Annotated in this window: 24 protein-coding genes; 9 read left to right on the top strand and 15 right to left on the bottom strand. The window is 67.0% G+C overall.

From position 1 onward, the window contains the following. Window positions 1–7: 7 nt before the first annotated feature. The 5 genes from AC1M14_RS25230 to AC1M14_RS25210 all read right to left on the bottom strand — a co-directional run bounded on the left by AC1M14_RS25230 (window position 8) and on the right by AC1M14_RS25210 (window position 5,973). Entirely contained in the window at window positions 8–1,930 is a 1,923-nt protein-coding gene (locus AC1M14_RS25230) for a branched-chain amino acid ABC transporter ATP-binding protein/permease (RefSeq protein ID WP_102775190.1), read from the bottom strand. Between the two features lie 2 nt (window positions 1,931–1,932). Continuing rightward, window positions 1,933–2,805: a branched-chain amino acid ABC transporter permease gene (locus AC1M14_RS25225; protein ID WP_102775191.1), complete on the bottom strand. Its 873-nt coding sequence runs from the start codon at window positions 2,803–2,805 to the stop codon at window positions 1,933–1,935. 105 nt (window positions 2,806–2,910) lie between these two features. Continuing rightward, window positions 2,911–4,074, bottom strand: coding sequence for an ABC transporter substrate-binding protein (locus tag AC1M14_RS25220; RefSeq protein WP_102775192.1), 1,164 nt, complete (start codon window positions 4,072–4,074; stop codon window positions 2,911–2,913). A 243-nt stretch (window positions 4,075–4,317) separates the two neighbouring features. Next, window positions 4,318–5,256 carry a LysR substrate-binding domain-containing protein gene (locus tag AC1M14_RS25215; protein ID WP_479730632.1) on the bottom strand — a complete coding sequence of 313 codons (939 nt, stop codon included), beginning with the start codon at window positions 5,254–5,256 and terminating at the stop codon, window positions 4,318–4,320. An 84-nt stretch (window positions 5,257–5,340) separates the two neighbouring features. Next, entirely contained in the window at window positions 5,341–5,973 is a 633-nt protein-coding gene (locus AC1M14_RS25210) for a LysE/ArgO family amino acid transporter (RefSeq protein WP_102775193.1), read from the bottom strand. 149 nt (window positions 5,974–6,122) lie between these two features. Here AC1M14_RS25210 and AC1M14_RS25205 point away from each other — a divergent pair, with 149 nt between their 5' ends. Beyond that, complete coding sequence (locus AC1M14_RS25205) at window positions 6,123–7,022, top strand: LysR family transcriptional regulator ArgP (protein ID WP_102775194.1); 900 nt, start codon at window positions 6,123–6,125, stop codon at window positions 7,020–7,022. Between the two features lie 31 nt (window positions 7,023–7,053). Further along, window positions 7,054–7,545 (top strand): copper chaperone PCu(A)C, encoded by a 492-nt coding sequence (locus tag AC1M14_RS25200; protein ID WP_102775195.1) that lies wholly within the window; start codon window positions 7,054–7,056, stop codon window positions 7,543–7,545. A gap of 141 nt (window positions 7,546–7,686) precedes the next feature. Here the strand turns inward: AC1M14_RS25200 and gdhA are convergent, their stop codons facing one another. Together gdhA and AC1M14_RS25190 are read right to left on the bottom strand one after the other, a co-directional pair. Beyond that, window positions 7,687–9,033, bottom strand: coding sequence for an NADP-specific glutamate dehydrogenase (gene gdhA, locus AC1M14_RS25195; RefSeq protein WP_102775196.1), 1,347 nt, complete (start codon window positions 9,031–9,033; stop codon window positions 7,687–7,689). Window positions 9,034–9,463: 430 nt separating this feature from the next. After that, window positions 9,464–10,075, bottom strand: coding sequence for a LysE family translocator (locus AC1M14_RS25190; RefSeq protein WP_209166949.1), 612 nt, complete (start codon window positions 10,073–10,075; stop codon window positions 9,464–9,466). Window positions 10,076–10,181: 106 nt separating this feature from the next. Here AC1M14_RS25190 and AC1M14_RS25185 point away from each other — a divergent pair, with 106 nt between their 5' ends. Next, complete coding sequence (locus AC1M14_RS25185) at window positions 10,182–11,093, top strand: LysR substrate-binding domain-containing protein (protein ID WP_479730631.1); 912 nt, start codon at window positions 10,182–10,184, stop codon at window positions 11,091–11,093. On the opposite strand, the gene AC1M14_RS25180 is transcribed toward AC1M14_RS25185, so the two are convergent. Further along, window positions 11,075–11,863, bottom strand: a complete 789-nt coding sequence (locus AC1M14_RS25180) for an exodeoxyribonuclease III (RefSeq protein WP_102775199.1) — start codon at window positions 11,861–11,863, stop codon at window positions 11,075–11,077. The genes AC1M14_RS25185 and AC1M14_RS25180 overlap by 19 nt on opposite strands. 97 nt (window positions 11,864–11,960) lie before the next feature. On the opposite strand from AC1M14_RS25180, the gene pyrE reads away from it, so the two are divergent. Beyond that, the gene (gene pyrE, locus AC1M14_RS25175) at window positions 11,961–12,677 is read left to right on the top strand and encodes an orotate phosphoribosyltransferase (protein WP_479730630.1); all 717 of its coding nucleotides are present in this window, start codon (window positions 11,961–11,963) and stop codon (window positions 12,675–12,677) included. Here the strand turns inward: pyrE and AC1M14_RS25170 are convergent. The 5 genes from AC1M14_RS25170 to gatC form a co-directional block, all read right to left on the bottom strand. Next, on the bottom strand, window positions 12,653–13,186 hold the full coding sequence (locus AC1M14_RS25170; RefSeq protein ID WP_102775201.1) for a type II toxin-antitoxin system VapC family toxin: 534 nt from the start codon (window positions 13,184–13,186) through the stop codon (window positions 12,653–12,655). The two genes, pyrE and AC1M14_RS25170, sit on opposite strands and share 25 nt — an antisense overlap. Then, window positions 13,183–13,431, bottom strand: a complete 249-nt coding sequence (locus AC1M14_RS25165) for a hypothetical protein (protein ID WP_102775202.1) — start codon at window positions 13,429–13,431, stop codon at window positions 13,183–13,185. Before AC1M14_RS25165 ends, AC1M14_RS25170 begins: the two co-directional genes overlap by 4 nt. A gap of 115 nt (window positions 13,432–13,546) precedes the next feature. Then, window positions 13,547–15,004, bottom strand: coding sequence for an Asp-tRNA(Asn)/Glu-tRNA(Gln) amidotransferase subunit GatB (gene gatB / locus AC1M14_RS25160; RefSeq protein ID WP_479730629.1), 1,458 nt, complete (start codon window positions 15,002–15,004; stop codon window positions 13,547–13,549). Between the two features lies 1 nt (window position 15,005). Further along, window positions 15,006–16,544, bottom strand: coding sequence for an Asp-tRNA(Asn)/Glu-tRNA(Gln) amidotransferase subunit GatA (gatA, locus tag AC1M14_RS25155; RefSeq protein ID WP_479730628.1), 1,539 nt, complete (start codon window positions 16,542–16,544; stop codon window positions 15,006–15,008). A gap of 3 nt (window positions 16,545–16,547) precedes the next feature. Beyond that, window positions 16,548–16,856 (bottom strand): Asp-tRNA(Asn)/Glu-tRNA(Gln) amidotransferase subunit GatC, encoded by a 309-nt coding sequence (gene gatC / locus AC1M14_RS25150; RefSeq protein WP_102775205.1) that lies wholly within the window; start codon window positions 16,854–16,856, stop codon window positions 16,548–16,550. A gap of 227 nt (window positions 16,857–17,083) precedes the next feature. Here gatC and AC1M14_RS25145 point away from each other — a divergent pair, with 227 nt between their 5' ends. From AC1M14_RS25145 to rodA, 5 genes are all read left to right on the top strand, one after another. Beyond that, window positions 17,084–18,127 carry a rod shape-determining protein gene (locus AC1M14_RS25145; protein ID WP_006216320.1) on the top strand — a complete coding sequence of 348 codons (1,044 nt, stop codon included), beginning with the start codon at window positions 17,084–17,086 and terminating at the stop codon, window positions 18,125–18,127. 84 nt (window positions 18,128–18,211) lie between these two features. Beyond that, window positions 18,212–19,096 carry a rod shape-determining protein MreC gene (gene mreC / locus AC1M14_RS25140; protein ID WP_102775206.1) on the top strand — a complete coding sequence of 295 codons (885 nt, stop codon included), beginning with the start codon at window positions 18,212–18,214 and terminating at the stop codon, window positions 19,094–19,096. Beyond that, window positions 19,083–19,646, top strand: coding sequence for a rod shape-determining protein MreD (mreD, locus tag AC1M14_RS25135; protein ID WP_168202279.1), 564 nt, complete (start codon window positions 19,083–19,085; stop codon window positions 19,644–19,646). The genes mreC and mreD overlap by 14 nt, the downstream gene beginning before the upstream one ends. Window positions 19,647–19,661: 15 nt before the next feature. Continuing rightward, entirely contained in the window at window positions 19,662–21,602 is a 1,941-nt protein-coding gene (mrdA, locus tag AC1M14_RS25130) for a penicillin-binding protein 2 (protein ID WP_111826866.1), read from the top strand. Continuing rightward, on the top strand, window positions 21,599–22,735 hold the full coding sequence (gene rodA / locus AC1M14_RS25125) for a rod shape-determining protein RodA (protein WP_102775209.1): 1,137 nt from the start codon (window positions 21,599–21,601) through the stop codon (window positions 22,733–22,735). The genes mrdA and rodA overlap by 4 nt, the downstream gene beginning before the upstream one ends. 80 nt (window positions 22,736–22,815) lie before the next feature. Here rodA and AC1M14_RS25120 read toward each other — a convergent pair whose 3' ends face one another. Together AC1M14_RS25120 and AC1M14_RS25115 are read right to left on the bottom strand one after the other, a co-directional pair. After that, window positions 22,816–23,877, bottom strand: a complete 1,062-nt coding sequence (locus tag AC1M14_RS25120; protein ID WP_479730627.1) for an Ldh family oxidoreductase — start codon at window positions 23,875–23,877, stop codon at window positions 22,816–22,818. A gap of 12 nt (window positions 23,878–23,889) precedes the next feature. Beyond that, window positions 23,890–25,383, bottom strand: coding sequence for a DASS family sodium-coupled anion symporter (locus AC1M14_RS25115; protein ID WP_102775211.1), 1,494 nt, complete (start codon window positions 25,381–25,383; stop codon window positions 23,890–23,892). Between the last annotated feature and the right edge of the window lie 144 nt (window positions 25,384–25,527).

Genomic DNA, 25,527 nt, shown 5'->3' with positions numbered 1-25,527 from the left:
CCTGGCGTCAGGCGGGCGCGCCGCCCAGATACGCCTCGATGACCTTGGCGTCGCTTTGCACTTCGTTGGGCAGCCCCTCGGCGATCTTCTGCCCGAAGTCCAGGACCGACACGGTGTCGCAGACCCCCATCACCACGTCCATGTGATGTTCGATGAGGATCAGCGTGAGGCCGTGGTCGCGCACCTTGCGGATGATGGCGAGCAGTTCGACGATGTCGGGCGCGGTCAGGCCGGCCGCCGGCTCGTCGAGCAGCAGCAGCTGCGGGTCCAGCGCCAGCGCGCGCGCGATCTCCAGCAGGCGCTGCTTGCCGTAGGGCAGGTTGCGGGCTTCTTCGCCGGCCAGGGACTGGAGGCCGACGAATTCCAGCAGCGCCATGGCGCGCGCGCGGGCGCGCCGTTCCTCGTCCTTCCATCGGGACGTGCGCAGCGCGATGCCGGCCAGTCCGGTGGTAAAGGTGTGGTGCAGGCCGACCAGCACGTTCTCCAGCGCGGTCATTTCGCCGAACAGCTGCACGTTCTGGAAGGTCCGCGCGATGCCCGCCTCGGCGATGTCCGCCGGCGCCAGGCCCACCAGCGACTTGCCGGCGAATTCCACCGCGCCGGCCGTCGGCACGTAGATGCCCGTCAGCACGTTCATCATGGTGCTCTTGCCCGAGCCGTTCGGTCCGATCAGGCCGTGGATGGTGCCGCGCCTGACGGTCAGGTCGACCTGGTTCAGCGCCTTCAGGCCGCCGAACTGCATCAGCACGCCCTTGGCCGCCAGCAGGGTTTCGTTCTTGCCGCGGGCCGCGTCGGGCACGGCGTCCTGGGTTCTGACCAGCTCCGATTCGACCGCCAGCGCGCTGCGGCGTCCCGAGAAGAACAGATTGCGCACGAAACCCACGATGCCGTCCGGCAGGTAGTACACGACGAACAGGATCATGGCGCCGAAGATCGTCAGGCGCCAGTCGGTCACGGCATCGAGCCAGTACGCGAAAATCGCCAGCACGATGGTGCCGGCCACCGGCACGGCCACCCGGCGCGGTTCGGCGCGGCCCTTGGAGACGGCCACCGCGCTGCCGATGGCGACCACGATCGCCACGCCGAGCGCGATCAGGCGGAAGGTGGCGATGTCGTCCAGCATCTTGGGCAGCAGCACGATGATGGCGGCGCCCAGCAGCGCGCCCGTGCGGCTCTTGCGCCCGCCCATGATGATGGCCAGCAGGAACAGGATGGTGAGCTCGAAGTTGTAGGTGTTGGGCGAAATGTACTGTTCCGAGTACGAGTACAGCGCGCCCGCCAGCCCGGCGAAGCCGGCGCTGATGACGAAGGCGAACACCTTGTGCCGGTACACCGACACGCCCATGCAGTCCGAGGCGATCGGGCTGTCGCGCAGGGCCTCGAACGAGCGGCCCAGGTGCGATTTCAGGATGCGGTGCACCACGATCAGCGACAGCACCAGCAACGCGGCCACCAGCCAGAAGTACTCGCTCTTGGTCAGGATGTGCCCGGCGATCGACGGTTTCGGGATCTTGATGCCCAGCGGGCCTTCGGTCAGGAAGGTCATCTCGTTGATCAGGATCTGGATGATGGTGCCGAACGCCAGCGTGACCATGGCCAGGTATGGTCCCGTGACCCGCAGCGCGGGCAGCGCCAGCACCGCGCCGAAGGCCGCCGCGATCAGGATGGCCGCCGGAAGTGTGGCCCAGATCGGCAGCTGCAGATGGAAAAACAGCGCGCCGGCCACGTACGAGCCGATGCCGAACAGGCCGGCATGGCCGAGCGAGACCTGGCCGGTATAGCCCACCACGATGTCGAGCCCGAACAGCAGGATCGCGTAGATCATGATGGTTTCGATCAGGTGCAGGTAGTACGTGTTGGTGACGCCCAGGGGCACGGCGGCCAGGCAGGCCACGGCCACGATGGAAAGCAGGAGGTGCAGGGGTTTCATCGTCACACCTTCTTGATCGCGGTCTTGCCGAACAGGCCGGCGGGTTTGAACGTCAGCACGAGCAGAAGCAGCACCAGTCCGGGCACGTCCTTGTACCCCGTCGACAGATAGAAGCCGGTGGTCGTCTCGGCGATGCCCAGGATGAGTCCGCCCACCACCACGCCCATGCCGCTGGACAGGCCGCCGATGATGGCGACCGCGAAGGCCTTCAGGCCCAGCACCGCGCCCATGGTGGCGCCAGTCAGCGTCAGCGGCGCCACCAGCACGCCGGCGAATGCGGCGGTCAGCGAAGACAGCGCGTACGAGAACGTGATGACCATGCCGGTGTTGATGCCCATCAGGCCGGCGGCGTCGCGGTCGTTCGAGGTGGCGACGAAGGCCTTGCCGTAGATGGACTTGCGGTTGAACAGCTCCACCAGCAGCATCATGGCCAGCGCGCCGAACACCACCAGCAGCTCCATCGGCAGAACGTTGGCGCCCAGCACCTGTATCGGCGCCTCCGGCAGGGGCGAAGGGAAACGCAGGTCGTCGCGGCCCCAGATGTTCTCGGCCACGTTCTTGAAGATGATGCCCAGCGCGATGGTGGCCATGATCCAGCCGAACTCGGAGCGGGTCTTGATGGCGGGCCGCACGCCCACGCGTTCGACCAGCGCGCCCTGCGCGAAGCCGAAGATGCAGACGATGGGAATCATCACCCAGTAGTTCACGCCCAGTCCGACCAGCGTGAGGCCGACGAGCGCGCCCAGCATGAGGGCTTCGCCCTGGCCGAAGTTCAGGGTGCCCGAGGTGGCGAAGGTGAGCTGGTATCCGAACGCGATGACGGCATAGATCATGCCCAGCGCGATACCGCTGTAGACAAGCTGTAGAAGAATCATGGTGTCAGTGTGGTGTAGCGGGACGGAACGCGGCTTGCGGGCGGCACGAGGCCCGCGCCCCGGCGGCCGGGGCGCGGATGGCGGCGCGGCCGCCGCGATGCGTTGCTAGTTGGCTTTGACGACGCGGCCGCTCTTGACCTCGCCGATGACCACTTCCTTGGCGGTGATCGCGTCGTGGTTGTCGTGGCTGAACGGCTTGTTGTAGGTCATCACCACGCCTTCGACCGGCGTCTGCAGGTTCTCCAGCGCTTCGCGGACCTTGGGGCCGTCGGTGGAATTGGCCTGCTTGATCGCGGCCGCCAGCAGGAAGATCGAGTCATAGCCCTGGGCCGCCGACACCGGGGAATCGATGCGGTCGTTCTTGGGCTTGAACTTGGCCAGATAGGCGTCGATGAAGGCCTTGCGCTTGGGCGTGTCCGGGTCCTGGATGAAGGTCTGCGGCATGCGCGCGCCTTCCCCGTTGGCGCCCGAGTTATCGATATAGTTGGCCATCGACAGGGTCCAGCTGCCGATCATCGGCACCTTCCAGCCCAGCTTGGTCATGCCGTTGGCGATCTGGGCCAGCTCGGGTCCGATGCCATAGGTCAGCACGGCTTCGGCGCCGGCGGACTTGGCCTTCAGCAGCTGGGCCGTCATGTCGACGTCCTTGATGTTGAACTTCTCCACGGCCACCGGCTTGATGCCCTTGCTGGCCAGCGCCTTCTCCAGGTCTTCGCGGCCGAGCTGGCCGTAGTTGGTGGAATCGGCCAGGATCGCGACCTTCTTGTAGCCGCGGCGGGTGATCGCCTCTTCGACGATCATGGGCGCCTGGATGCTGTCGTGCGCCGCGTTGCGGAACACGTAGTTGTCCGGGTATTCGGGCGCCTGGAACTGATGCGTGATGACGCTGCCGGTGGCCACGTTGTTGAACACCGGGATCTTGGCGTCCTGGTAGAAGCGCTGCGAGGCCAGCGCCACGCCGGTATTGATGTAGCCGACGGTGGCGGTCACCTGTTCCTTGTTGATCAGCTCCTGCGCGATCTGCACGCCGCGTTCGTTCTTGGCTTCGTCGTCGCGTTCCACCGCGACCAGCTGCCGACCCAGCACTCCGCCGTTCTTGTTGATTTCTTCGATGGCCAGGCGCACACCGTCACGCATGCTCACGCCCATGGAGGACGACCCGCCGGTGTAGGGACCGGCGACGCCGATCTTGATGGGGTCGGCGGCGTGGCTGACGGCCGTTGCGGCAAATGCGAGGGTTCCTGCAAGCAGCTTCAAACGAAAATCCATGGATGTCTCCGTTGTAATTGGTAGGACTGCGTGGAAAACCGAATGCCGGCGCGTAGGTGCTGCGGCGCGCTCTATGTTGCAAGGGTGTGACTGTCTGCCCTATCACTTACGCGAATCTGACGCGATGGGGCTTGTGCGCGTAAATACCTACGCGTGGACGAGGACGCCGGAAACGGCGCCGCGCGCGCCTGGCCAGGGCGGCGGCGCCTTAGGCGGAATATCGTTCCGCCTCTTGCTGGAAATTTATTCCTGACTGGTCCGCGCGCCGCGCGGCCATTGCGATACCCGCCGGCATACGTCGTGCAGCCAGTCGGAGAACGCCTGGCGCGCGCGGGTCAGCGGACGCGAGGCTTCGGTGCAGAGGTAGTACTGGGATTCGCCGGGGATCTCGATGTCGAAGACGCGCACCAGCCTGCCTTCGTCCAGCCACTGCGCGGCCAGGGTGCGGCGCGTAAGCGCGATGCCCTGGCCGGCGCGCGCGGCTTCCAGCGTCATGCCCAGATCCACCAGCCACACGCCGCGCGACGGCTCGGGCCAGTCCAGCCCGGCCGCGTCCAGCCAGGGGCGCCAGGGCTCCATCGGACAGCGCAGCAGCTGCGCCCGCGCCAGGTCCGCGGGCTGTCTGAAGGGACCGTGCGCGTCGAGATAGCCGGGCGTGCAGACCGCGAACACCGGGTCGGCGGTGAGTTGGCGCGTGTGCAGCCCCGGATACTTGCTGCTGCCGAAGCGGACCCAGACATCCGCGTTCGGCGGCATGATTTCCAGGTAGGGGATGGAGAGCATGATCTCCAGCTCCACGTCGGGATGCGCGGTGGTGAACTCGGCCAGGCTGGGGATCAGGACCTGGCGCGCGAAGGTCGGCGTGGACACCACGCGCAGCGTTTCGGGCTTGGGCTCGCCGCGCTTGTGCAGCGAGGCGTCCGACAGCAGGTCCAGCGCGGTGCGGACCTGTTCCAGGTATTCCTGTCCGGCCGAACTCAGGGTCGCCCCGCGGCGGCTGCGTATGAAGAGCGAGACGTCCAGCAGCGCTTCGAGCATGGCGATGCGCTTGCCGATGGCGCTGGCCGTGACGAAGAGTTCTTCGCTGGCGCGCTCGAAGGAGCCGAGCCGCGCGGCCGCTTCGAACGCCTGGATGGCGGCCAGCGGCGGCAGGCGCACGTCTTTGGAGGAGGGTCCGCGCATGATCGTCTGGCGGGCCGGCGCTGCGCCCGACGCAAGATTGGCAAGGGGCCGATTATAAGGACGGCGCCCTTGCCGGGCTGCGCGTCATACGCCCTTGAGGGCCAGGCTCACCGCCAGCGCCGCCATCACCACCGCGATGATGCCGTCCAGCACGCGCCAGGCCGAGGCGCTGGCGAAGAACGGGGCGAACAGGCGCGAGCCGATGCTGAGCACGGCCAGCCACAGCAGGCTGGCGGTGAGCGCGCCGGCGGCGAACGCCATGCGGGCGTCCTCGAAGCCGTGCGCCAGCGAGCCGACCACCACCATGTCCAGCCAGAAGTGCGGATTGAGCAGCGAAAAGCCCAGCGCGCCCAGCATGGCGGCGCGGCGCGACGGCACCACGTCGCGGGCGGCGGCCAGCCCGCCGTTGGCGGTCCAGGCGCGGCGCGCCGATTGCAGGGCGTACCAGGACAGGAAGGCGACGCCGAACCACAGCACGGCGGTCGTCAGCCACGGAAACCAGGTGGTCAGGGCCTGCAGCCCGGAGACGCTGGCGAAGATGAAGACGGCGTCGATCAGCGCGCAGATCGCGACCACGCTCAGCAGGTGCGCCCGCATCAGCCCCTGGCGCAGGATGAACGCGCTTTGCGCGCCCACGACGGCGAACAGGCCCAGCCCGGTGGCCGTTCCGCTGGCCCAGGCAGTGAAGAAGAGGGGGGAAGACAACGTGGCGAACATGACGCAAACACCTTATGACTGCTACGCCTGTGGCGGCGCTTGATTTGGCGCCGGCAGCGGCGGGGCGTGCCGGCAATGCGTCATTTTCCCTTGCCGGATAGATGAAATAAAACTAATTTTCCTTCACTATCTTAAGCAAAGCTAATGATATGAAACTCGATCACGGCAACCTCAGGGCCCTGGCGGCGGTGGTGCGCGAAGGCAGCTTCGAGCGCGCCGCGCTGTCGCTGAACGTCACCCCGTCGGCGGTGTCGCAGCGGATCAAGGCGCTGGAGGACCGCATGGGCCGCCTGCTGGTGCAGCGCACGGTGCCGGCGGCGGCCACCGCCGACGGCCAGGTGCTGGTGCGGCTGGCCGAGCAGACCGCGCTCCTGGAGCACGACGCGCTCAGCCGGCTGGGCGTGGCCGACGACGACGTGCCCTATGCCAGCATCCCCGTGGCGGTGAACCACGACAGCCTGGAAACCTGGTTCGTCGACGCGGCGGTGCAGTTCTCGGCGCGTACCCGCGCCACGCTGGACATGCAGTCCGAAGACCAGGACCACACCGCCGCCTTGCTGCGCAACGGCTCGGTGCTGGGCGCGGTGACCGCGCTGGCCGAGCCGGTGCAGGGCTGCCGCATCCATGCGCTGGGCAGCATGCGCTACGTCGCGACCTGCACGCCGGCATTCCACAAGCGCTATTTCTCGCAAGGGGTCAACGCGCAGACGCTGGCGCAGGCGCCGGTGCTGGTGTTCAACCGCAAGGACGCCCTGCAGGCCCGCTTCGCCCACAAGATCGCCGATCCGGCGCCGTGGCAGCCGCCGGTCTGGTGGGTGCCGTCGACGCGCGCCTTCGTGCAGGCCACGCTGGGCGGGCTGGGCTGGACCATGAATCCGCTGCCGCTGGTGCAGGAGCACCTTGACGCAGGTCAGCTGATGCTGCTGCGCGGGCGCGCCTGGGAGGATGTGCCGCTGTATTGGCAGCATTGGCGGGTAAACTCCGAAGCCATGGAAGCCCTGACCGATTCGGTTCTGTCAGCCGCCCGCAGCCTGGTCAGGAGGCGTTGACCCGCGGCGTTAACCCTTAGGAGTACTAGTCATGAACATCCGCAAGTTCGCTGTGATCGCCGCCCTGGGCCTGTGCACGGCCGGCACGGCCTGGGCGAAGGACTACAAGGTCGGCCAGATCGAGATCGACGACCTGTGGGTGCGCGCCTCGGCGCCGGGCCAGTCCAACGGCGCGGGCTATATGGACATCGACAACGACGCCAAGACCGAGGACCGCCTGCTGTCGATCACGTCCGACGCCGCCGAACGCGTCGAGCTGCACACCGTCCAGACCGAAAACGGCGTGTCCAAGATGCGCCAGGTCGAAGGCGGCATCGCCTTGCCCGCCGACACCGAGGTCAAACTCAGCCCGGGCGGCTACCACGTCATGTTCATCAAGCTGAAAGCGCCGTTCGCCGAAGGCGCAACCGTGCCCGCCACCCTCAAGTTCGAAAAGGCCGGCGAAGTCGCGGTCCAATTCAAGGTCAAACCCGCCACCCACAACCCCGGCATGAACATGAACCACGGCACGATGAAGCATTAAGGAGCACGAAGGCGCGCGCCGCGCGCCTTCGCCCCACGGGGCAAACCCTCCCCAAGAGCGCGGGGCCGCACGGATCCGGCTCCGCCGGTCCGTAGCGGCGCCCCCCTGGGGGGGAAGCGCCAAAGGCGCTTCGGGGGGGGTCTAGTACAAGCCTTGCTGCCGCATAGCGTCAGCCACCTTCACGAAACCGGCGATGTTCGCGCCGTCCAGGTAGTTGACGTATTCGCGCTCGGTGTGGCCGTGGCGCACGCAGTTTTCATGGATGTCGCGCATGATGGCGTGCAGGCGGGTGTCGACTTCCTCGCGCGTCCAGGACAGGCGGGCCGAGTTCTGGGCCATTTCCAGGCCCGATACCGCCACGCCGCCGGCGTTGCTGGCCTTGCCCGGGGCGTACAGCACGCGGGCCGCGACGAAGGCCTTGGCGGCCTCCAGGGTGGCCGGCATGTTGGCGCCTTCGGCCACGCACAGCACGCCGTTCTTGATCAGCGTCTTGGCGTCGTCCAGCTCCAGCTCGTTCTGGGTGGCGCAGGGCAGGGCCACGTCGACCGGCACGTGCCACGGACGCTTGCCGGCTTCGTATTGCAGGCCGAATTCGCGCGCGTAGGTGTCCAGGCGGCCGCGCAGGTCGTTCTTGATGTGCATCAGCGCGACCAGCTTTTCATGGGTGAAGCCGGCTTCGTCGACCACGGTGCCGTTGGAGTCGGAGACGGTGACCACCTTGGCGCCCAGCGCCATGGCCTTCTCGATGGCGTACTGGGCGACGTTGCCCGAGCCCGACACCGAGACGCGCAGGCCGTCGAACGAACGGCCGACGCGCTTGAGCATTTCTTCGGCGAAATAGACGGTGCCGTAGCCGGTGGCTTCGGGGCGGATCAGGCTGCCGCCGAAGGTCAGGCCCTTGCCGGTGAACACGCTGGCGGTCGAGTTCGACAGCTTTTTCATCATGCCGGCCATGAAGCCGACTTCGCGCGCGCCCACGCCGATATCGCCGGCCGGCACGTCGGTGTCCGGACCCAGGTGGCGGTACAGCTCGATCATCAGGGCCTGGCAGAAACGCATGACTTCGGCGTCGGACTTGCCCTTGGGGTCGAAGTCCGAACCGCCCTTGCCGCCGCCCATGGGCAGCGTGGTCAGCGAGTTCTTCAGGGTCTGTTCGAAAGCCAGGAACTTCAGGATCGACAGGTTCACCGAGGGGTGGAAGCGCATGCCGCCCTTGAACGGGCCGATGGCCGAGTTGTGCTGGATGCGGAAAGCGCGGTTGACCCGGGCCTGGCCGCGGTCATCGGTCCAGCACACGCGGAACTGGATCACGCGTTCCGGCTCCACCAGGCGCTCGAGCAGGGCGTGCTCGGCGTAGTGCGGGTGCTTCTCGATGAAAGGCCACAGACTCAGCATCACCTCCTGGACGGCTTGCATGAATTCAGGTTGTTGCGGGTCGCGCGCGGCAACGCCACGCAGGAAGTCGTCCAGACTCTGCACTTTCAACATGTTCTCCTCGGGGGTGCTTCGAATAGGTGCGGGGTGGCCCCGGATTGGGGCGCGATAGACACGGGTTTGGTGCAAGTTCGCACCCGTATGGTGCGGAATTGTAGGGCTAAATTATTGCCCTGCGCAAAGCCGTGAAATGCTGCATCACATTGATATCAAAGCGATTTTTTGCGACCCAGTAATTGGGGCCGCATCATGTCGAAATGGGCGGCTCACGTCTGGAAAATTCCCTGGTCCGGTGGAATTCCGTTGAATTTCCTGGGGGAAACAATATGTCCCCAAATAATTGCACAGGGAGAAATCGGCGCCGGGCAGGCCGGGCCGCACGTAAATCGGACCATTAGCCATGCCTGGAAGCCTCATCAGGCGGACAGTCCGATTTAATGCGTCCCCATTATTAATTTGAGAAAAGTCACACGCAGGCAACAGTTCAGACCTGCGCGACCGCCAGCGCGCCGCCCAGGGCCATCAGCACGGCCCCCACCACCCGGTCCGCGGTGCGCTGATGGTCCAGCAGCGCGCGGCGCAGCACGGGCGAGGAAACCGACCATGCCACGACGCTGAACCACGCCCAGTGCGCGAACGACATGAACAGCCCGTAGCCGAATTGCCGGGTCAGCGGCGTGCCCGGCGAAACCAGCTGGGTGTAGGTGCTGACCACGAACAGCGTGGTCTTGGGATTGAGGGCGTTGGTCAGAAAGCCGTCGTAAAGCGCCCGCCAGGCCGAGATGGCCGGGCGCGCCGACAGGTCGCGGTCGACCGGCGTGCGGTTGAAAAACGTCTTCCAGCCCATGTAGATCAGATAACAGGCGCCGGCCAGCTTGATGCCCTGCAGCACGGGCCGGGCGTAATGGGCCAGCAGGCTGACGCCGAACATGGTGTAGAACACGTGCACCTGCACGGCCAGCGCAATGCCGGCGGCGCAGGTCAGGCCGGTGCGCCGGCCATACAGATAGCTGTAGCGGGTCACCATCGCGAAGTCCGGCCCGGGGCTGATGACGGCAAGAACGGTGATCAGGGCGACGGCTATCAGTTCGGTCATGGAAGGGAAGCGCAAGCAAGAGGGAGCCGGTATTGTCCGGCGCTGGCGCACGCCCGAAAAACGATTTTTAATGCCGGATATACGTCAGAAAAACTCACCGATAACCATGAAACTCCCGCCGCTCAACGCGCTGCGCGTCTTCGACGCCGCCGCCCGCCACCAGGCCTTCGGCAAGGCCGCAGAAGAGCTGAACGTGACCCATGGCGCGGTCAGCCGGCAGATCCGGCTGCTGGAGGACAGCCTGGGAATGCGCTTGTTCGAGCGGCGCAACCGGGGTGTTTTCCTGACTGATCGAGGCGGGCAGCTGCACGAGCTGACCCGCGCGCTTTTCGAGCAGCTCGCCACGGGCCTGGCCAGGCTGCGCCAGCCGGCGCCGGACGCGCCCCTGGTGCTGTCCTGCGAGCCCACGATCGCCATGATGTGGCTGATTCCGCGCCTGCCGGATTTCCAGCGCCTGCATCCGGCCGTGCAGGTGCACCTGTATGCGGCCGGCGGTCCGCTGGATTTCGCGGCCCAGGGCGTGGACGTGGCGCTGCGGCGCAATGATTTCGAATGGGACGCCGCGCTGCATGCCGAGCGGGTGTGCGAGGAATGGACCGGGCCGGTATGCCGGCCGGGCCTGCTGGGTGCCGCCGGCGAGGGCTGGGACGGCGCGCCGGCGCTGGGCAGCGCGACGCGGCCGCAAGCCTGGCGGCAGTGGTCCCAGGCCGCGGGCGGCAGGCCGCCCAGGCGCGCCGGGCCGGCCTATGAGCATTTCTACCTGAGCCTGCAGGCCGCCGCCGCGGGGCTGGGCGTGGCCATCGGGTCAGCCCTGATGGCCTGCGACGCCGTGCGCGACCGCCGCCTGGAGGCGCCGCGCGGCTTCGTGCGCGACGGCTCCGCCTATTTCCTGCTGTCGCCCCGGCCGTATGCCGAGGATCCGCGGGCGCGGGTCTTCCTGCAATGGCTGCGCCGGGAGGCCGCCGAGTCGCTGCGGCAATCCGGCGCCGGGGCCGGCCATCAGAGCGTGGCGTCGTAGTCGATCGTCAGCGGCGCGTGGTCCGAGAAGCGTTCGTCCTTGTAGATGGCGACGCTGCGGGCGCGGGCCGCGATGCCCGGCGTGGCGATCTGGTAGTCGATGCGCCACCCGACGTTCTTGGCCCAGGCCTGGCCGCGGTTGCTCCACCAGGTGTACTGGTCGGGCCGGTCGTCGATGGTGCGGAACACGTCCACGAAGCCGCGCTTGTCGAACACGTCGGTCAGCCAGGCCCGCTCTTCGGGCAGGAAGCCCGAATTCTTCATGTTGCCCTTCCAGTTCTTCAGGTCGATTTCCTTGTGGGCGATGTTCCAGTCGCCGCAGATGATGAACTCGCGGCCGGTGGTCCGGTGCTCGTGCATCAGGGCGTCGATCCAGGGACCGAACCGGTCCAGGAACCGGTACTTGGCCTGTTGCCGCTCGTCGCCGCTGGAGCCGGACGGCAGGTAGGCGCTGATGACGGACAGGTTCTTCCAGTCGGCGCGGATGATGCGGCCCTCGGGGTCGAATTCCTCGCATCCCAGGCCGGTGTGCACGCGTTCGGCGGCATTGCGCAGATAGATGCCGACGCCGCTATAGCCTTTCTTCACGGCATGGTGGAAGTGGCCGGTATAGCCGGGCGGGTGGCGCAGGTCTTCGGTCAGGTCGTCGTGGGAAATCTTGATCTCCTGCAGGCACAGCACGTCCGCGGCGTGCTTTTCCATCCAGGGTTGCAGGCCCTTGCGAAAGGCGGACCGGATTCCGTTGAGGTTGATCGAGGTAATGCGCAGCAAAGCGAAACTCCTATAGGCGGGGCGCGAGGCCCGGGCAATGCCAGGAATTTAACCGACTCGGCGCCCAGGCCAGGGAAAAGCCCCGACAACGGATAAAATGCCGGGGTTTGCCATCTACCGGATCCCTCGCATGACCGCCGCCCAATCCTCCGCCACCGCTCTCGACTTCGTCCGCTTCGCCCTGAACGAGGGCGTGCTGCGTTTCGGCAGCTTCAAGGTCAAGTCGGGTCGTATCAGTCCGTATTTCTTTAACGCGGGGCTGTTCAACAACGGCGGTTCGGTCGGCAAGCTGGCGCAGTTCTACGCGCAGGCGCTGCTGGATTCGGGCGTGGCCTTCGACATGCTGTTCGGCCCGGCCTACAAGGGCATTCCGCTGGCCACCGCCACCGCCGTCGCGCTGGCCGGCCACCCCGACATGCAGGGCAAGAGCGGCGTGCCCTTCGCCTACAACCGCAAGGAAGCCAAGGACCACGGCGAAGGCGGCACCCTGGTGGGCGCGCCGCTTGCCGGCAAGGTCGTCATCATCGACGACGTGATCACCGCGGGCACTTCGGTGCGCGAGTCGGTGGAAATCATCCGCGCCGCGGGCGCCCAACCGGCGGCCGTGCTGATCGCCATGGACCGCATGGAACGCGCCGGCCCGGACGACGCCCTGTCGGCGCACTCGGCCGTGCAGGACGTGTCCAAGACCTACGGCATCCCGGTGGTGGCCATCGCCTCGCTGGCCGACATCCTGGCGCTGCTGCAGGACGACGCATCGTTTTCCGAACACCGCGACGCGGTGCTGGCCTACCGGACGAAGTACGGGGTGTAGCCGGTGCGCAGGGCGCTGCAACCGATTTCGACGTAATCGGTTGCCGGCGGGATGCCATAGTGAGCAGTGGGCTCCTCGAGCTTGTCGGCTAGCGTCGTCTCGAGGGATACGCCGCAGGTGCCGGCAGCCTGCGCCAGCCGCTTGTCAAAGGTGGCAAGTGGCGCGCCGTGGAACATGGCGAGTTCCAGATAAGTGGCGTCATAAACCGTGATCCGGTGTTCTCTTGCGATCGACACGCTGCTGGCGAGCCAGGCTTGCGTGGGGCGCGACTCGATGATGACCGGCGCGCTTTGCACCAAGTCCGAGAACCTGGCCAGTGCGCTTTCCGTCACCGCCTTGGATCGTTCCACGCGCAACGCCCCGTGAGCGACTTCCAGCGGCCATATCATCGGCACGTACGCGGGATTTTTGTGCAGGAGGCTCAGGATGGTCATGGCTTCCGAACTGAAAGGCTGGGTTGGCAGTTGCAGCCAGCTCAGGGCCACTGAGGCGTCGAGCACGAGTTTCATTCGGGCGCCCCTTTGATGATATGCCACCAGGTCGCTTCGTCCATCTCGATCTTGGGGAAACGCTTGAGTTCTTCAATCGCGTTGTGCGCCTCTTCGGTCAGCAGCGGATTGACTTGGCAGATCTGCGCATGAGCCTGGCCGTTGCGGGTGATGACGACGCGCGCGCCGTCTCGCGCAGCCTGAATCATGTCGTCCAGGCAACTGGCTAGCTCTTCCTGCGGGATGGCGACGTAAGGAATGGCCATGAAGGCGTCTCCGGTCTGGGGCGATCCGGAAATTCTTCGCCAAACAAAAGGCCGCAGCAAGATGCTGCGGCCCTTCGTTTCGTCTGGTACGGGCGCTTGCGCGGCCCGTGATCCATCAGCTGTCCAGCTTCTGCTTGAGCAGTTCGTTGACCTGCTGCGGGTTGGCCTTGCCGCGCGCGGCTTTCATGATCTGGCCGACCAGCGAGTTGAAGGCCTTCTGCTTGCCGGCCCGGTACTCTTCCACGATGGCGGGATTGGCCGCCAGCACCTCGTCGATCATGGCGCCGATGGCGCCGGTGTCGCTGATCTGCTTCAGGCCGCGGGCCTCGATGATGGCGTCGGGCTGGCCGCCGTTTTCGCCGGCCCACATGGCGCCGAACACTTCGCGGGCCATCTTGTTGGAGATGGTGCCGTCGATGATGCGGCCGATCAGGGCGGCCAGGGCCGGGGCCTGCACGGGCGAGTCGGCGATGTCCTTTTCTTCCTTGTTCAGCGTCGCGGCCACTTCGCCCATGATCCAGTTGGCCGCCAGCTTGGCCTGGCCGGCCGGCAGGGCCTGCGCCACCGCCTCGAAGTAGGCGGCCAGGCCGCGGCTGGCGGTGAGCTGGGCCGCGTCGTAGGCGCTCAGGCCGTAGTCGGACTCGAAGCGGGCGCGCAGCGCGGCCGGCAGTTCGGGCATGGCGGCGCGCACTTCGTCGACCCAGGCGCTGGAGATCACCAGCGGGGGCAGGTCGGGGTCGGGGAAGTAGCGGTAGTCGTGCGCGTCTTCCTTGCTGCGCATGCTGCGCGTCTCGTCGCGGTCGGCGTCGTACAGGCGGGTTTCCTGCACCACCGTGCCGCCGTCCTCGATCAGCTCGATCTGGCGGCGCGCTTCATAGGCGATGGCGCGTTCCAGGAAGCGGAACGAGTTGACGTTCTTGATCTCGGTGCGGGTGCCGAATTCCTTCTGGCCCACCGGCCGCACCGACACGTTGGCGTCGCAGCGGAACGAGCCTTCCTGCATGTTGCCGTCGCAGATGCCCAGCCACACGACCAGGCTGTGCAGGGCGCGGGCATAGGCCACGGCCTCGGCGGCCGAGCGCATTTCGGGTTCCGTCACGATTTCGAGCAGCGGCGTGCCGGCGCGGTTCAGGTCGATGCCGCTGCCGGGCGAGCCGTCGGCCAGGCGGAAGTCGTCATGCAGCGATTTGCCGGCGTCTTCTTCCAGGTGCGCGCGGGTCAGGTTGACGGTTTTTTCTTCCTCGCCGACGAAGAAGGACAGCGAACCGCCCACGACCACGGGCAGTTCGTACTGGCTGATCTGGTAGCCCTTGGGCAGGTCGGGGTAGAAGTAGTTCTTGCGCGCGAACACCGAGCGCGGCGCGATGGTGGCGCCCACCGCCAGGCCGAAGCGGATGGCGCGTTCGGCCGCGCCGCGGTTCATGACCGGCAAGCTGCCCGGCAGCGCCAGGTCGACTTCGTTGGCGTGGGTATTGGGCGCGGCGCCGAATTGGGTGCTGCTGCCCGAAAAAATCTTGGAGTCGGTGGAAAGCTGGGTGTGCGTTTCCAGGCCGATGACGATTTCCCAGTTCATATTAGGCGTCCTGCTGAGCGGGCGTTTCTTTGTGCCAGCCGGTGACTTGTTGGTAGCGGTCGGCGATGGCCAGGAGGCGGCCTTCGTCGAAGTAGTTGCCGATGATCTGCAGGCCGACCGGACGGCGTTGGTCCTGCCCCCCGAAGCCGCAGGGCACGGACATGGCGGGCAGGCCGGCCAGGCTGACGCCCAGCGTGTAGACGTCGGCCAGCCAGTCGGCGGTGGGGTCGTCGCGGTTGTCGCCGATGTTCTTGGCCACGGTGGGCGTGACCGGGCCCATGATGACGTCGCACTGGCCGGCGAAGGCGCGCTGGAAGTCCTGCGCGATCATGCGGCGCAGGCGCTGGGCCTGCAGGTAGTAGGCGTCGTAGTAGCCGTGGGACAGCACGTAGGTGCCGATCAGGATGCGGCGCTTGACCTCGTCGCCGAAGCCTTCGGCGCGCGAGCGGCTGATCATTTCGTTCAGGTCGCCGTACTGGGCGGCGCGATGGCCGTAGCGCACGCCGTCGTAGCGGGCCAGGTTGCTGGAGGCTTCGGCCGGCGCGATCACGTAGTAGGCGGGGATGGCCAGCTCGGTGCGCGGCAGCGACACCGGCACGCGCACGGCGCCGAGTTCTTCGTAGCGGGCCAGCGCGGCCTCGACCGCGGCGGCCACGTCCGGCGCCAGGCCGGCGCCGAAGTATTCCTCGGGCACGCCGATACGCAGGCCCTTGAGCGGCTGGCTGCCGGCGGCGTCGAAGCGGGCCTGGGCGGCGTCGAAATCGCGCCGCACCCGGCCGGGCTTGTTGGCCGCGCCGTCGCACTGCTGCAGGCTGGTGGCGTCGCGCGGGTCGAAGCCGCTGATGACGTCCAGCAGTTCGAGCAGGTCGCGGGCGCTTTCGGCCAGGGGGCCGGCCTGGTCCAGGCTGGAGCCGAAGGCCACCATGCCGTAGCGCGAGACCGTGCCGTAGGTGGGCTTGATGCCGCTGACGCCGCACAGGGCGGCGGGCTGGCGCACCGAGCCGCCGGTGTCGGTGCCGGTGGCCGCGGCCACCAGGCGGGCCGCCACGGCGGCGGCCGAGCCGCCCGAGGAGCCGCCGGGCACGGCGGCGTGGTCCCAGGGGTTCCTGACCGCGCCGTAGGCGGAGTTCTCGTTGCCCGAGCCCATGGCGAATTCGTCGCAGTTCAGCTTGCCCAGCGACACGGCGCCGGCCTGGGCCAGGCGTTCCACGACGGTGGCGTCGAAGGGGCTGACATAGCCTTCGAGCATCTTGCTGCCGGCGGTGGTGCGCCAGCCGCGGGTGACGAACGCGTCCTTGTGGGCGATGGGGATGCCGGCCAGCGGGCCGGCCGAGCCGGCGGCCAGCGCGGCGTCGGCGGCGCGGGCCTGTGCCAGCGTCAATTCGGCGTCAATATGTAAAAAGCTATTCAGGCCGCTGGCCGCTTCGGCCGCCGCCAGGGCGCTTTGGGCCAGCTCGACGGCGCTGACCTGGCGTTGCGCGAGGGCCTCGCGCAGGCCGGCGATGCCCTTGAATTGGGTGTGCAGTGCGGGTTTCGTCATGTCTCAGTCCAGGACCTTGGGGACCAGGAACAGGCCGTCCTGGGCGTCGGGCGCGTTGGCCAGCAGTTCCTGGCGGCGGGCTTCCGAGCTGGTTTCGGTCACGGCGTCTTCGCGCAGGCGCAGCACGATGTCCTCATGGGCGGACAGGGGGTGGGCCAGCGGCTCGACGCCCTGGGTGTCGACCGACTGGAGCCGTTCGATCAGGTGGAGGATGCCGTTGAGCTCGGCTTGCGCGAGGGTGCGCTGGTCGGGAGTCAGTTCGATTCTGGCCAGCCGGGCAATGCGGGCCACATCTGTGTCATTGAGCGCCATGGGGAGTGCAAAATCGATAAGCGAAGGCCGAAGGGCGGGACGGGCCAGTATGCATATGCCGAACCCGTTACAAAGCTTGAATAGCCTGCATTTATGCGCTATTTCCGCGGAAATTATAAGTTATGATTCACGGTTTAATCGTCGCGAAGACAGGCGGACCCGTCCCCATCCGGGCCCTACGCCCCGCGGCATGTACCCAATTCCCCCCCAGAGTTAGCTGAGCTCCCATGTTCGGATTCCTGCGCAGTTATTTTTCCAGCGATATGGCGATCGACCTCGGTACCGCCAATACGCTGATCTACGTCCGCGGCAAGGGCATCGTGCTCGACGAGCCGTCCGTGGTCGCGATCCGTCATGAAGGCGGCCCGCACGGCAAGAAGATCATCCAGGCCGTCGGCCACGAAGCCAAGCAGATGCTCGGCCGCGTTCCCGGCAACATCGAAGCCATCCGGCCCATGAAAGACGGCGTGATCGCCGACTTCACGGTCACCGAGCAGATGCTCAAGCAGTTCATCCGCATGGTGCATCCCCGCAACATGCTGGCTCCCAGCCCCCGGATCATCGTCTGCGTGCCCTGCGGTTCGACCCAGGTCGAGCGCCGCGCCATCCGCGAATCGGCGCTGGGCGCGGGCGCCTCGCACGTGTTCCTGATCGAGGAACCCATGGCCGCGGCCATCGGCGCCGGCCTGGCCGTCTCCGACGCCAGCGGCTCGATGGTGGTCGACATCGGCGGCGGCACCACCGAAGTGGCGGTCATCTCGCTGGGCGGCATGGTCTACAAGGGTTCGGTGCGCGTCGGCGGCGACAAGTTCGATGAGGCCATCGTCAACTACATCCGCCGCAACTACGGCATGCTGATCGGCGAGCCCACCGCCGAACTCATCAAGAAGGAAATCGGCTCGGCCTTTCCCGGCTCCGAAGTCCGCGAAATCGAGGTCAAGGGCCGCAACCTGGCCGAAGGCGTGCCGCGCAGCTTCACGGTCTCGTCCAACGAGATCCTGGAATCGCTGACCGACCCGCTCAACCAGATCGTTTCGGCCGTGAAGATCGCGCTGGAACAGACGCCTCCCGAACTGGGCGCCGACATCACCGACAAGGGCATCGCCCTGACCGGCGGCGGCGCGCTGCTGCGCGACCTGGACCGCCTGCTGCAGGAAGAAACCGGCCTGCCCGTGGTGGTGGCCGACGATCCGCTCACCTGCGTCGTGCGCGGTTGCGGCGAGGCGCTGGAACATCTTGAAAAGCTGGGCGCCATTTTCATCAACGACTAATTCCGCGCGCCAGCCCGGAGCCCCGCAGGTTCGCGGCTCCGGCCGCTGCCGCAGCGATGGGCGCGGGCGTCCGGGCTGAAATTCATGCAACGACAAGGGACTCCCCCCCTATTCAGGCGCGGCCCTCCTGCGGAGGTGCGGCTGGTCGTCCTGGTCTTGCTTGCTCTGGCCCTGATCGTCATGGATTCGCAGTGGCGCATGCTGGAACCGGCGCGCCGGGCGGTGTCCGTGGCGCTGTATCCCTTCCAGCGCGCCGTCATGGCGCCGCGCGACCTGGTCGAACAGGTCAACGAATGGGTCAACGCGGCCAATCTCATCCGCAGTGAAAACGAAGCCCTGCAGCGCCAGCGCATCGAACTGGCCCAGGTGGCCACGCACGCGGCCCAGCTGGCCGCCGAGAACGCGCAGCTGCGCCGCCTGCTGGGCGTGACCGATACCGTGGCGCAGGCCGCCGTGGTGGTCGAGGTCATGTACGAACCCACCAACGCCTTCACCCAGCGCCTGGTCTTCAACAAGGGCAGCAAGGCCGGCCTGGCGCCGGGCATGCCGGTGATCGACGAAGGCGGCGTGGTCGGCCAGATCGTGCGCGTCACGCCGATGACGGCCGAGGCCGCGCTGGTCACCGACGAGCAGGTCTCCATTCCCGTGCAGCTGCTGCGCAACGGCCTGCGGCTGATCGCCTTCGGCGGCAACTCGCCGGGCAAGATCGAAGTCCGCTACCTGGCGGCCAATGCCGACATCAAGGAAGGCGATACCATAGTCACCAGCGGCGTGGGCGGCCTGTTTCCGGCCGGCCTGCCGGTGGCCAAGGTGACCTCCGTCGAGCGCGATACGGCCTCGGGCTTCGCGCGCGCCGTGGGCGAACCGCTGGCCCATCCCGAACGCTATCGCCACTTCCTGGTGCTGCAGGTGGACGTGGCCCGCGCCGAATCCAACCGTCAGGAGGTCGATTCCGGTGGATCGGACTAATCAATCCGCGGCCCGGCCCCGCCGCCTGGGCACGCCCAGCAACGTGGAGCCCGACCGCCTGTCCGGTCCGGCGCACGGCCTGTTCGTCTGGGGCACGGTGCTGCTGGTGTGGCTGGTGTCGCTGCTGCCGTGGCGGCTGTGGCAGGGCGCGCCCGACGTGCTGCTGCTGATCATCGCCTTCTGGTGCGTGCACGAGCCGCGCCGGGTGGGCCTGTTCACCGCCTTCTTCTTCGGCCTGCTGATGGACGTGCACGACGCCGGCCTGCTGGGCGAGCACGCGCTGTCCTACACGCTGGTGGCCTACGGCGCGGTGGTGCTGCATCGCCGGCTGCAGCGCTTCGACCTGTGGAGCCAGGCGATGCACATGCTGCCGGTGTTCTTCCTGGCGCGCCTGCTGACGCAGATCATCCACGCCTGGCTGGCCGGCAAATGGCCGGGCTGGGACTGGGGCGTCAGCGTGCTGCTGACCGCGGCCCTGTGGCCCCTGGCGGGCTGGGTTCTGCACCTGCCGCAGCGCGGCGCCGACGACGCCGAATCGTCCTCCGCCTGAGGGCGGCGCCGCGTCATGTTCGAATTCAAAAAAACCGGCCAGCAGCAGAAGCAGCGGTTCCGCCTGCGCGCCTGGGTCGGCGGGCTGTTCGCGCTGGCGTGTTTCGGGGTGCTGGTCGGGCGCTTCTGGTATCTGCAGGTGGACCGCTACGAGGGCCTGTCCGAGCGCGCCGACCGCAACCGCATCGCGGTCGTGCCGATTCCGCCGCGCCGCGGTGAAATCCTGGACCGCAACGGCGAAGTGCTGGCGCGCAATTACCGCACCTATACGCTGGAAGTGGTGCCGGCGCAGGCCGGCAACCTGAACGAGCTGTTCGAGCGGCTGACCGAGGTCGTGTACATCAGCCCGGCCGACCAGCGGCGCTTCAAGCGCCGCGCCGCCGAGTCCAGCCGCTACGCCAGCCTGCAGCTGCGCAACAATCTCAACGACACCGAGGCCGCCTGGTTCGCCGCGCATTCCTTCCAGTTCCCGGGCGTGGAACTGCGCGCGCGCTGGGTGCGCGAGTATCCGCAAGGCGTGTCGGCGGCCCATGTGGTGGGCTATATCGGCCGCATCGCCGAGGGCGACATCGAAGAGCTGGACCGCACCGGCCAGATGGGCAATTACCGCGGCACCGACGTCATCGGCAAAAAGGGCATCGAGAAGACCTGGGAAGAACAGCTGCACGGCAAGACCGGGCTGGAAGAGGTCGAGGTGACCGCCGGCGGGCGTCCCATGCGCACGCTGCGCCGCATCGACCCGGTGCCCGGCTCCGACATCATGCTGTCGATCGACCTGGGCCTGCAGAAAGTGGCCGAACAGGCGTTCGAAGGGCAGCGCGGCGCGCTGGTCGCGCTCGATCCCGACACCGGCGAGGTGCTGGCCTTCGTGTCGCAGCCGTCCTTCGATCCCAATCTGTTCGTCGACGGCATCGACGTGGACAACTGGCGCATGCTGAACGAATCGCCGGACCACCCGCTGATCAACCGGCCGCTGTACGGCACCTATCCCATCGGCTCGACCTACAAGCCCTTCGTCGGCCTGGCGGCGCTGGAGCTGGGCAAGCGCCGGGCCACCGACCGCATCTCCGATCCGGGCTACTTCGAGTTCGGCGGCCAGAAGTTCCGCAACGCCGGCGGCGCGGCCTACGGCATGACCGACATGCACCGCGCCATCGTGGTGTCGTCCGACACCTACTTCTATTCGCTGGGCCCCGAGATCGGGGTGAACGCGCTGCACGATTTCACCAAGCAGTTCGGTTTCGGCCAGATCACCGGCATCGACCTGGAAGGCGAGAAGCGCGGCGTGCTGCCCTCGACCGACTGGAAGCGCTCGGCCTACAAGGACAAGGAGCGCCAGCGCTGGTACGCGGGCGAGACGATTTCGGTGGCGGTCGGCCAGGGCTACAACGCCTTCACGCTGCTGCAGCTGGCGCAGGGCACCTCCACGCTGGCCAACAACGGCCTGTACCGCCGTCCGCACCTGGTGCACGCGGTGCGCGATCCGCGCAGCGGCGTGGCCAAGCCGACCGAATCGACGCCCGACTACCGGATTCCCCTGAAGCAGGCCAACGTCGACGTCATCAAGAACGCGATGGCCGACGTGGTGCGCGTGGGCACGGCGCGGCGCGCCTTCGCCAACACGCCTTACCAGGCGGCCGGCAAGACCGGCACCGCGCAGGTGTTCAGCCTGCGCGGCGGCCATTACCGCGCCAGCGCGATCGACGAGCGCCTGCGCGACCACGCCCTGTTCATGGGCTTCGCGCCGCTGGAGCACCCCCGCATCGCGGTGGCGCTGATCGTGGAGAACGCCGGCTGGGGCGCCAGCGTGGCCGCGCCGGTCGCGCGCAAAGTGTTCGATTACTGGCTGGCCAAGGAGCGCCAGGACCAGGTCGCGCAGCCGCGGCCGCAGCCGCAGCCCGCCGATCCCCTGGCTTCGGTCGAAGCCATAGCCTCCGACGTGGTGCGCCAACGATGAAACGCCTGGGTCTCATTCTGCTGCGGGTGTTCACCGCCTTCGACTGGCCGCTGCTGGCGATCCTGCTGATGTTCGCGGCGCTGGGCCTGACCGTCATGCATTCGGCGGTGGGCGGCACCGACTGGCGCTTCGCCGAGCAGTCGCGCAATTTCGTCATCGCGTTTTTCGCGATGTGGACCATGGCCCTGATTCCGCCGAAGTGGCTGATGAAGCTGGCCCTGCCGTTCTATGTGGTGGGGGTGGTGCTGCTATTGGGGGTGGAGTTTTTCGGCGAGACCAGCAAGGGGGCGACCCGCTGGCTGAACCTGGGCGTGACCCGCATCCAGCCGTCGGAAATGATGAAGATCGCGGTGCCGATGATGCTGGCCTGGTATTTTCAGCGCCATGAGGGCGCGGTGCGTATCCGCGACTTCCTGGCCGCGGCGGCGATGCTGGCCGCGCCGTTCGGCCTGATCGTGCTGCAGCCCGACCTGGGCACGGCGCTGCTGGTGTTCGGCGCGGGCTTTTTCGTGATCTATTTCGCGGGCCTGTCGTTCAAGCTGCTGGTGCCGGTGATGCTGGCCGGCATCCTGGCCATCGGCACGCTGGTCTATTACGAGGACCAGCTGTGCGAGCCGGACGTGGACTGGGTGGTGCTGCACGACTACCAGAAGCACCGGGTCTGCACGCTGCTCAATCCCAGTTCCGATCCGCTGGGCAAGGGGTTCCACACGATCCAGTCGATGATCGCGGTGGGCTCGGGCGGGGTGTACGGCAAGGGCTACATGAAGGGCACGCAGACGCATCTGGATTTCATCCCGGAACGGACGACGGACTTCATTTTCGCGGTGTACGCGGAGGAGTTCGGGCTGTACGGGGGGATTGCGCTGCTGGTGCTGTACGGCTTGATGATGGCGCGCGGGTTGACGATCGCGGCGCGGGCGTCGTCTCAGTTCGGGCGGCTGCTGGCGGGGGCGTTGACGATGATGCTGTTCATCTACGTATTCGTGAACGTGGGGATGGTGACGGGGATTCTGCCTGTGGTGGGAGTGCCGTTGCCGTTCATGAGCTATGGGGGGACGGCTTTGTTCACCATGGGGATTGCGTTCGGCATCATGATGAGTATCAGTCGGCATCGGTCGGCTAAGACCTAGCCGCATTTTGTGCGCTTGCGCGAATGCGCTGGGGGGTGATGGGTGGCGCGGGCGCCACCCATCCGGCGGTGGACGGCTGCTCAGCCTTTTTGCGGCAGTGCCTCGGGGACGCCCAGGTCCACGGCCAGTTTGGTCAGGCCTTCCCAGATGCGGGTGTCGAATTCCACGGTGTCCGCGTTGATGGCGCGGTTGCGGGCTTCGTATTCGCCGGGATATTGCACCGATTCGACGCCGGGTTGGGGCTTGCAGGCGTGCAGGTAGTCGATGAAGGCGCCGACTTCCAGGGAGCGCCAGTCGGTGTTGAAGTCCACCTGCGGGTCCAGCAGGAGCGCGAACATGTTGTTCGTGGCCACGCCGTTGCGGGGGTGTTCCGGCTGGATCGTGCCGCCGCCGGACAGGACGCCGGCCAGCAGCTCGGCCACTAGGCCCAGGGCGTAGCCCTTGTGGCCGCCGAAGGGCAGCAGGGCGCCGGGCGGGTCGGTGAAGAGTGCGCCGGGGTCGGTGGTGGGGTTGCCCTGGGCGTCGATCAGCGCGCCTTCGGGGGCGGGTTCGCCCTTGGCGGCCAGCACGCGGGCTTTGTTGACGGCGATGGAGCTGGTGGCCATGTCCACGATGAAGGGCGGGCGGCCTCCGGGCAGGGGGCCGGCGAAGCACAGCGGATTGGTGGTCAGGCAGGCCTGCGCGCCGCCGAAGGGGGCCACGGTGGGGGCGCGGTTGATCACGTTGGTGAAGGCCAGCAGGATCAGGCCCTTGGCCGCCACCATTTCACCGAAGTGGCCCATGCGGCCCAGGTGGTGGCTGTGGCGCAGGGTCAGGATGCACTGGCCGTGCTCCTGGGTGCGCTCGATGGCTTTTTCGATGACCACTTTGCCGACGTACTGGCCCAGGCCGTTGTGGCCGTCGTAGGCCAGCATGGCGCCGCGGTCGTTGACCAGTTCGGGGCGGCCGTCGGGGCGGGCCAGGCCCTCGGACAGCACGCGGCGGTAGTTCGTCAGGATGGACAGGCCGTGGCTGGCGTAGCCCACGCGGTCGGATTCGACCAGGTGTTCGGCCACGTCGCGGGCGATGTCCTCGGGCACGCCTTGCGCCATCAGCACGCGGCGGCCGTATTCATAGGCTTGGGCGATGGAGAGCTTTTTCATGATGCGCGCTCCTTACAGCCAGCCCAGCCAGCGCCAGTAGGTCGCGCCCATCAGCATCATCAGCGCGTAGCCGATGATGGTGACCAGGATGCCGACCTTGGCGAACTGCTTGGCGTTGAAGGTTTCCGTGCCCAGGCACACCATGTTCTGCGGCGCGTTGATGGGCAGGATGAAGCCGTAGCTCACCACGAAGCCCAGCAGCATGGTCATGCCCAGGCGGCTGAAGTCGCCCGGCAGCGTGGCCAGCACCGAGATCAGGATGGGCAGCATCGCCGAGGTCAGCGCGGTGGCGCTGGCGAAGCCCAGGTGGATGATGATCAGAAAGGCCGACAGGATGGCGAAGATGGCCAGCGGTCCCAGGTGGTCCAGGCCGGTGTGGGCCACGACCTGGTTGCCCAGCCATTGGCCGGCCTGGGTGGTCAGCAGGGCGGTGCCCAGGCTGATGCCGACGCCGAACACGATCACGGTGCCCCATGGGATGCGCGATTGCACGTCTTTCCAGGTCATCACGCCGAAGCGCGGCAGCAAGAGGAGCACCAGGCCGAAGTAGGTGGTGGAGGTGGTGTCGAAGCGGTGCAGCTTGCCTTCGGTCGACCAGAACAGCAGCAGCAGGATGGACACGGCCATCAGGCGTTTTTGCGCGCCGGTCATGGGGCCGAGTTCGAGCAGCGATTTCTCGACGGCTTCCTTGCCTCCCGCGATGCTGTCGCTTTCCGGCGGCAGCAGCTTGAGCACGATGATGATGAGCACGGCCGACATGATCAGCGACCAGGGGGCGCCGGCGATCAGCCAGTCCGACCAGGCCACGCGCTGGCCCAGCATTTTTTCCATGAAGCCGACAGTCAGCAGGTTCTGCGCGGCGGCGGTCTGGATGCCGACGTTCCAGATGCTGGTGGCCTGAGCCACGATGATCATGATGCCGGCGGCGATGTTGGAGCGCTTGTCCACGCCGAAGGCCGCGATCACGCCCATCATGATGGGCACCACGGCCGCGCTGCGCGCGGTGGCGCTGGGCACGACCAGGCTGAGCACGATGGTCACGGCGATGCAGCCGATCAGGATGCGGCGCGTGCTGGTGCCGACCCGGGACAGGGTCACCAGCGCGATGCGGCGGTCCAGCCCGGTGAAGGTCATCGCCGCGGCGATGAACAGCGCGCCCGTGACCAGCGCGAGCGCCGAGTTGGAAAAGCCGTTGAGCGCCATGCTGATCGCGGCCGAGGTGCCGTACATCACCTGGGGGTCCTTGATCGTCGGAGCCGTTCCCAGCAGGAAAGCCATCAGCGTGGTGATCATGATCGCGCTGGCTTCGTAGGAAACGGCTTCGGTGATCCAGACCACGACGGCGAACGCGAGGATGGCGAGCATCCGGTGGCCCGCGACCGGCAGGTCGGCCGGCAGAGGCAGCATCAGCACGCCTATCAGCGCGATGATGCCGGCGATCAATCCGATGGGGATTTTGGTTTTCTTTGGCGCCTGTGTGGCAGGCGCGGCGGCTTGCGCGGTCATATCCATCTCCGGTTGAGGTCAAACTGACGACATGCCGCCCCGCGAGCTCGGGCCCTGTTCAATTCGGCATGTCGATGCTACAGAATGATCGTGACGGCATTAAGGAAAACCCGTATTGATGGAGATCAATCGAACTACGAATCA

The sequence above is a fragment of the Achromobacter sp. SX5 genome (assembly GCF_056711425.1).
This window is presented reverse-complemented; position numbering and strand designations above follow the sequence as displayed.

Excerpts from the sequence above, each read along its gene's own strand:
- AC1M14_RS25145 (WP_006216320.1), top strand. The coding sequence starts at position 17,084 with ATGTTCGGATTCCTGCGCAGTTATTTTTCCAGCGATATGGCGATCGAC.
- mreC (WP_102775206.1), top strand. The coding sequence starts at position 18,212 with ATGCAACGACAAGGGACTCCCCCCCTATTCAGGCGCGGCCCTCCTGCG.
- gatC (WP_102775205.1), bottom strand. The coding sequence starts at position 16,856 with ATGGCGCTCAATGACACAGATGTGGCCCGCATTGCCCGGCTGGCCAGA.
- AC1M14_RS25220 (WP_102775192.1), bottom strand. The coding sequence starts at position 4,074 with ATGGATTTTCGTTTGAAGCTGCTTGCAGGAACCCTCGCATTTGCCGCA.
- AC1M14_RS25210 (WP_102775193.1), bottom strand. The coding sequence starts at position 5,973 with ATGTTCGCCACGTTGTCTTCCCCCCTCTTCTTCACTGCCTGGGCCAGC.
- AC1M14_RS25190 (WP_209166949.1), bottom strand. The coding sequence starts at position 10,075 with ATGACCGAACTGATAGCCGTCGCCCTGATCACCGTTCTTGCCGTCATC.
- AC1M14_RS25170 (WP_102775201.1), bottom strand. The coding sequence starts at position 13,186 with ATGAAACTCGTGCTCGACGCCTCAGTGGCCCTGAGCTGGCTGCAACTG.
- AC1M14_RS25225 (WP_102775191.1), bottom strand. The coding sequence starts at position 2,805 with ATGATTCTTCTACAGCTTGTCTACAGCGGTATCGCGCTGGGCATGATC.
- gdhA (WP_102775196.1), bottom strand. The coding sequence starts at position 9,033 with ATGTTGAAAGTGCAGAGTCTGGACGACTTCCTGCGTGGCGTTGCCGCG.
- AC1M14_RS25115 (WP_102775211.1), bottom strand. The coding sequence starts at position 25,383 with ATGACCGCGCAAGCCGCCGCGCCTGCCACACAGGCGCCAAAGAAAACC.
- AC1M14_RS25230 (WP_102775190.1), bottom strand. The coding sequence starts at position 1,930 with ATGAAACCCCTGCACCTCCTGCTTTCCATCGTGGCCGTGGCCTGCCTG.
- gatA (WP_479730628.1), bottom strand. The coding sequence starts at position 16,544 with ATGACGAAACCCGCACTGCACACCCAATTCAAGGGCATCGCCGGCCTG.
- AC1M14_RS25185 (WP_479730631.1), top strand. The coding sequence starts at position 10,182 with ATGAAACTCCCGCCGCTCAACGCGCTGCGCGTCTTCGACGCCGCCGCC.
- AC1M14_RS25205 (WP_102775194.1), top strand. The coding sequence starts at position 6,123 with ATGAAACTCGATCACGGCAACCTCAGGGCCCTGGCGGCGGTGGTGCGC.
- rodA (WP_102775209.1), top strand. The coding sequence starts at position 21,599 with ATGAAACGCCTGGGTCTCATTCTGCTGCGGGTGTTCACCGCCTTCGAC.
- AC1M14_RS25120 (WP_479730627.1), bottom strand. The coding sequence starts at position 23,877 with ATGAAAAAGCTCTCCATCGCCCAAGCCTATGAATACGGCCGCCGCGTG.
- mrdA (WP_111826866.1), top strand. The coding sequence starts at position 19,662 with ATGTTCGAATTCAAAAAAACCGGCCAGCAGCAGAAGCAGCGGTTCCGC.
- pyrE (WP_479730630.1), top strand. The coding sequence starts at position 11,961 with ATGCCGGGGTTTGCCATCTACCGGATCCCTCGCATGACCGCCGCCCAA.
- AC1M14_RS25165 (WP_102775202.1), bottom strand. The coding sequence starts at position 13,431 with ATGGCCATTCCTTACGTCGCCATCCCGCAGGAAGAGCTAGCCAGTTGC.
- gatB (WP_479730629.1), bottom strand. The coding sequence starts at position 15,004 with ATGAACTGGGAAATCGTCATCGGCCTGGAAACGCACACCCAGCTTTCC.
- AC1M14_RS25215 (WP_479730632.1), bottom strand. The coding sequence starts at position 5,256 with ATGCGCGGACCCTCCTCCAAAGACGTGCGCCTGCCGCCGCTGGCCGCC.
- AC1M14_RS25200 (WP_102775195.1), top strand. The coding sequence starts at position 7,054 with ATGAACATCCGCAAGTTCGCTGTGATCGCCGCCCTGGGCCTGTGCACG.